This is a genomic window from Vibrio sp. 10N.286.49.C3 (assembly GCF_041469545.1).
GTDB lineage: Bacteria > Pseudomonadota > Gammaproteobacteria > Enterobacterales > Vibrionaceae > Vibrio > Vibrio tasmaniensis_A.
Map to the genome: position 1 here is coordinate 1 of NZ_JBFRKT010000091.1, position 5,428 is coordinate 5,428.

General features: G+C 43.8%; 5 protein-coding genes, 4 tRNA genes and 1 pseudogene. 8 read left to right on the forward strand and 2 right to left on the reverse strand.

Annotated elements, in window-relative coordinates; all coding sequences use genetic code 11:
* Positions 1-153 (forward strand): annotated as a pseudogene (locus AB4180_RS22325) (IS4 family transposase); the annotation flags it as partial.
* Positions 154-210: 57 nt separating this feature from the next.
* On the opposite strand, the gene glsB reads toward AB4180_RS22325, so the two are convergent.
* Positions 211-1,131, reverse strand: a complete 921-nt coding sequence (gene glsB, locus AB4180_RS22330) for a glutaminase B (protein ID WP_009847707.1) — start codon at positions 1,129-1,131, stop codon at positions 211-213.
* Between the two features lie 185 nt (positions 1,132-1,316).
* Positions 1,317-2,036, reverse strand: a complete 720-nt coding sequence (trmB, locus tag AB4180_RS22335; RefSeq protein ID WP_102250534.1) for a tRNA (guanosine(46)-N7)-methyltransferase TrmB — start codon at positions 2,034-2,036, stop codon at positions 1,317-1,319.
* 165 nt (positions 2,037-2,201) lie between these two features.
* Here trmB and mutY point away from each other — a divergent pair, with 165 nt between their 5' ends.
* The 7 genes from mutY to AB4180_RS22370 all read left to right on the forward strand — a co-directional run bounded on the left by mutY (position 2,202) and on the right by AB4180_RS22370 (position 5,308).
* Positions 2,202-3,260, forward strand: a complete 1,059-nt coding sequence (gene mutY / locus AB4180_RS22340; protein WP_009847708.1) for an A/G-specific adenine glycosylase — start codon at positions 2,202-2,204, stop codon at positions 3,258-3,260.
* Positions 3,261-3,288: 28 nt separating this feature from the next.
* A complete protein-coding gene (locus AB4180_RS22345; RefSeq protein WP_010435637.1) occupies positions 3,289-3,561 on the forward strand; it encodes an oxidative damage protection protein in 273 nt (90 codons plus the stop codon).
* A gap of 69 nt (positions 3,562-3,630) precedes the next feature.
* The gene (gene mltC / locus AB4180_RS22350) at positions 3,631-4,764 is read left to right on the forward strand and encodes a membrane-bound lytic murein transglycosylase MltC (protein ID WP_017103679.1); all 1,134 of its coding nucleotides are present in this window, start codon (positions 3,631-3,633) and stop codon (positions 4,762-4,764) included.
* Positions 4,765-4,867: 103 nt separating this feature from the next.
* Positions 4,868-4,943 (forward strand) — tRNA-Phe (locus AB4180_RS22355).
* Between the two features lie 74 nt (positions 4,944-5,017).
* Positions 5,018-5,093 (forward strand) — tRNA-Thr (locus AB4180_RS22360).
* A gap of 7 nt (positions 5,094-5,100) precedes the next feature.
* Positions 5,101-5,176: transfer RNA gene (locus AB4180_RS22365), tRNA-Phe, on the forward strand.
* Between the two features lie 56 nt (positions 5,177-5,232).
* Positions 5,233-5,308, forward strand: a tRNA-Asn gene (locus tag AB4180_RS22370).
* The last annotated feature ends 120 nt before the right edge of the window (positions 5,309-5,428 follow it).

Here is a 5,428-nt window from a genome sequence, read left to right on the forward strand (position 1 = left end):
GCTTTAAGCCCAGACGGAACTCTACCTGTAAAACTGAAAAGGATGAGAGACAGTTTGAGTCACTTCATTCTTCCAGATAAAAGAAAGGACCGAACGTTTCCACGTTCAGTCCTCTTTGTCCCAGCCAAATATCCGTTCAGGTTCAAGCAATAATGCTTATCCGAACGGCATTATCTCATCACGAGAGGCTTTTTTTGTCGAGCTTAGAACTTAGAAAATAGAGCGACCAATACGCTCAGAGAGCAATTCTAAAGCCTGAGTTCCCGCCAGTGAATTACCCGACGCGTCTAGTTCCGGAGACCACACCGCGATCGTCATTTCGCCAGGAACAATCGCTATAATCCCGCCACCGACACCAGACTTTCCTGGCATACCAACACGATAAGCAAACTCTCCCGCCCCATCGTACAAACCACATGTTGCAAGCAAAGCATTCAGCTGTTTGGTTTGAACTGGCGTGATGATCTCTTTCTTGGTCTGAACCGACACACCTTTGTTCGCCAAATAGCTAAAGGTTTTCGCCAAGTCCACACAGGTCATTTTAAGCGCACAAGCATGGAAGTAGTTATTCAGTACGGGGATAACATCATTCTCAAAATTACCAAACGAACGCATCAAATAAGCGATAGCAGCATTACGATCGCTGTGCATCATCTCAGAAGCCGCCACAACCTTGTCATACACAATATGAGTATCACCTGATAGCTGACGGACAAATTCTAATAAACGGTGTCTTGGTGCTGATAGACGGCTTTGTAATAAATCGGCAACGACAATCGCGCCAGCATTAATAAACGGGTTACGAGGGATGCCGTGTTCCATCTCAAGCTGAATCATCGAGTTAAAGGCTTGTCCTGAAGGCTCCTTTCCAACGCGTTGCCAAATTTCTTCCGGCTTATACAACACCATCGCCAACGTCAGGCTTAAAGCTTTAGAGATTGATTGCACGGAAAAGGCTTCATCAGCATCGCCAGCTTGAATAACTTCACCTTCATTGGTGTATACCGCAATCGCCAATTTCTGGTTCGATACGCGAGCCAATGCAGGAATATAGTCAGCGACCTTTCCCTGACCAATTAAGGGACGAACTTCGTCTAAAATCTCGGCTAAAATAGCTTGAGTTGGTTTCATGTGAGCTTACTTCTTATTGTTATTTTTGTAGGGGTGTGACATTCAGTTTTGTCCTTAAACTTCTAATTTGATAAAAGCCTAAGGACAAAAAAGCCAACACTACAATAATGTTGGCTTTTATCAATCCCATAAAGTGTAGGGTTTAATCCTAAGTCGGATTCACCTTCACTTAATTTGATTCAGAATTACTTAGTACGCTTGAACTTAATGTCCCAAACACCATGACCTAAACGGTGGCCACGAGCTTCAAACTTAGTTAGCGGACGCTCGTCTGGACGAGGAATGTAATCACCATCTTCAGCGATATTCTCGAAACCTGGAGCGACGTTCATCACTTCAATCATATGTTCTGCGTAGTTTTCCCAGTCTGTTGCCATGTGGAAAATACCAGTATCAAGTTGCAGCTTACCGCGAACCATCTCTGCAAACTCAGCCTTAACGATACGACGTTTGTGGTGACGAGCTTTATGCCATGGGTCAGGGAAGAACAGTTGCAGTGTATGCAGGCTGCTGTCTGGGATCATGTGTTCAAATACTTCTACTGCATCGTGACACATTACACGCAGGTTAGTTACGCCAGCATCGCGAGCTGTACCTAAACACGCACCAACACCTGGGCTGTGAACTTCAATACCTAAGAAGTTTTTCTCAGGCGCATTCTTTGCCATTTCAACCAGTGATGCACCCATACCGAAGCCAATTTCTAGTACAACAGGGTTGTCGTTGCCAAACACTTCTTTCCAATTAAGAAGTTCTGGGTTGTAGTCGATACCCATTGATGGCCAACATTCGTTCATCGCGTTTTCTTGGCCTTTTGTTAAGCGGCCTTCGCGGCGAACAAAACTACGGATCTTACGAACCAGTTTGCCGTCTTCAGTATATTCGTTAGTGGTCACTTCACTCATTGATTTTTGCCTGCACATTGATTAATCAAAGCGGGGATTATCCAAAGAATTGCCTCCGGTGCAAGTCTTTCCGTGGATAAATTCCCACACAATTTGTCTGTTTTACATCCAACCGTAAGTGTGGTGCAATTTCACTCCTAATAATAGCAAAGCATAGAGCATGTCGTGACTCCTTTCGCAACCGCCATATTAAAGTGGTATGACGCCTTTGGGCGCAAAGAATTACCTTGGCAACAAAACAAAACCGCCTACACCGTTTGGCTATCTGAAATCATGCTTCAGCAGACTCAAGTGGCCACGGTGATTCCATACTACCAGCGCTTTTTAGAACGCTTTCCAACAGTTATTGACCTAGCGAACGCCGAACAAGATGAGGTGCTGCACTTATGGACAGGGCTTGGCTATTACGCGCGAGCTCGTAACTTACATAAGGCTGCCAAGATTGTTACCGAGCAATACGGTGGTGAATTTCCGCTTTCTATCGAAGAAATGAACGCGCTACCGGGTATTGGGCGCTCTACTGCCGCTGCAGTGTTGTCCTCTGTGCATAAACTCCCTCATGCGATTCTTGATGGCAACGTCAAACGCACCTTAGCGAGAAGCTTTGCAGTAGAAGGTTGGCCGGGGCAAAAGAAAGTCGAGAACCAGCTTTGGGAACACGCAGAAGCACACACGCCCAATCAAGATGTTGATAAGTATAATCAAGCCATGATGGACATGGGTGCGATGGTTTGTACTCGTAGCAAGCCCAAATGTACCTTATGCCCGATTGAAAGCATGTGTGAAGCTAAGAAGCTCGATAGACAACTCGATTTCCCTGGCAAGAAGCCTAAGAAAGAAAAGCCGATAAAAGAAACATGGTTTGTGATTCTGTACCACAACAATCAAGTATGGCTCGAACAACGCCCTCAATCTGGTATCTGGGGAGGACTATTCTGTTTCCCCCAAAATGAAAACGCAGAGATCGAACATCAGTTAGACCTTCGTTCGATCAAAGACAATGAAACCGATTCGATCAAGACCATGATTGCGTTTCGACATACTTTCAGCCACTACCACTTAGATATCACGCCTGTATTAGTAAAATTAGATAAACAACCAGATTTGATAATGGAAGGGACTAAAGGTCTCTGGTATAACTTATCAAAACCGGAAGAAATTGGCCTAGCCGCTCCTGTAAAGCAGCTTATTGAGAGCCTACCCTTTGAACTGAACGACGTTTGAATCAACGAACGCGATAAGAGGAACCACTATGAGCCGCACTGTATTTTGTGCTCGCCTTCAAAAAGATGCTGAAGGCCTAGATTTTCAACTTTACCCGGGTGACCTAGGTAAGCGTATCTTTGACAACGTATCTAAAGAAGCTTGGGGACAATGGCAAAGTAAGCAAACTATGCTTATCAATGAAAAGAAGCTGAACATGATGGATCCTGAGCATCGTAAACTTCTTGAAACTGAGATGGTTAACTTCCTTTTCGAAGGTAAAGATGTCGTTATTGATGGCTATACCCCGCCTAGCGAATAAGACATTTATTTAAATAAATTTTAATGACATCATGGTTTACGCCGCGATGTCATTTTTGTATGAGGAACTATGAAAAAGCTAAGTTACTTCCTAACAGCCATGTTGTTAACAGGGTGCAGTCGTGAATTTGTCGAAAGCATTTATGATGTTAACTACGAACCAACCAACCGGTTTGTAAGTAATTTGGCAGAACTACCAGGGCAATTTGAAAAAGATACTGGGGCGTTGGATGCTTTGATTAGTAGCTTTTCAGGCAATATCCAAAAGCGCTGGGGCAGCAGTGAAGTAAAGATGGCAGGTAAGAGTAACTATGTGAAATACATAGACAATTATCTAAGCCGTTCAGAAGTTAACTTCAGTCAAGGTATCATAACGGTAGAAACCGTCTCCTTAACAGATCCTAAAAAGCACCTCAAAAATGCGATCATGACGACGCTCCTGACACCCGATGATCCAGCTCATGTCGATCTATTTTCGTCCAAAAGCATAAAGCTAGAAGGTCAACCTTTCCTCTACAACCAAGTCGTAGACCAAGAGAAAAAGCCCATCCAATGGACATGGCGTGCTAACAAATTCGCAGATTACCTGATCGCCAATAACCTAAAAACCAAAGAGGTAGACTTTAAAAAAGCCTACTACGTCGAAATCCCAATGGTGGCAGATCATGCGAGCAAACGTAGTTATAAGTACGCCGACATAGTACAACGAGCATCTCAACGCTATGACATCCCTGAAGACTTGATCTATGCAATCATCAAGACAGAAAGCAGCTTCAATCCTTACGCAGTGAGCTGGGCAAATGCTTATGGTCTTATGCAGGTGGTACCTAAAACCGCTGGACGAGATGTCTTTAAGCTCGTTAAAAAGAAACCAGGAGAACCAAGTCCTGAGTACTTATTCAATCCAGAAAACAACATTGATGCAGGCACCGCATACTTTTACATCCTTAAAAATCGTTATTTAAAAGACGTAAAACACCCAACCACGCTTGAGTACAGTATGATCTCTGCATACAACGGCGGCACTGGTGGCGTGCTCAATACTTTTAGTAAGGATAGAAAGCGAGCAATGCGTGACTTAAATTCACTGCAACCGAGTCAAGCTTACTGGGCACTAACAAAGAAACATCCCAATAAAGAGTCGCGCCGATACTTAGAGAAAGTAACAAAATTCAAGAAAGATTTTAACCAAGGTAAAACGTAAGCCTCACTTTTGAATAAAAAAACAACTAACGAACGTTTTTTTTAGTTATTTTCAAAAAAGGTGTTGACGGTTATGCAGAAAATCCGTTTAATAGCGCTCCGTTGCCCGGATAGCTCAGTCGGTAGAGCAGAGGATTGAAAATCCTCGTGTCGGTGGTTCGATTCCGCCTCCGGGCACCACAATTTGATTTGTTGGTGTCAACACTCTTTAACAGAGAGTAGCAACACGGACAAAAGCATAAAGAATTTAGTGTGCCGACTTAGCTCAGTAGGTAGAGCAACTGACTTGTAATCAGTAGGTCACCAGTTCGACTCCGGTAGTCGGCACCATTCTTTTGCCTCGATAGCTCAGTCGGTAGAGCAGCGGATTGAAAATCCGCGTGTCGGTGGTTCGATTCCGCCTCGAGGCACCATTATTTGCTTCTTAACAAATAGTGGTCTTTATAGACCTGATGTTGAGACAAGTAATTCCCCTTTAGTTCAGTTGGTAGAACGGCGGACTGTTAATCCGTATGTCGCAAGTTCAAGTCTTGCAAGGGGAGCCACATTCAAGAAAGCCAAGTCGAGAGACTTGGCTTTTTTTCGTTTGAATAAAAGTTAACGCCATTCAATAACACATCAGTTCAACATTAAATCTTGATCTTCGTGTGATTACCGAGGGAGGT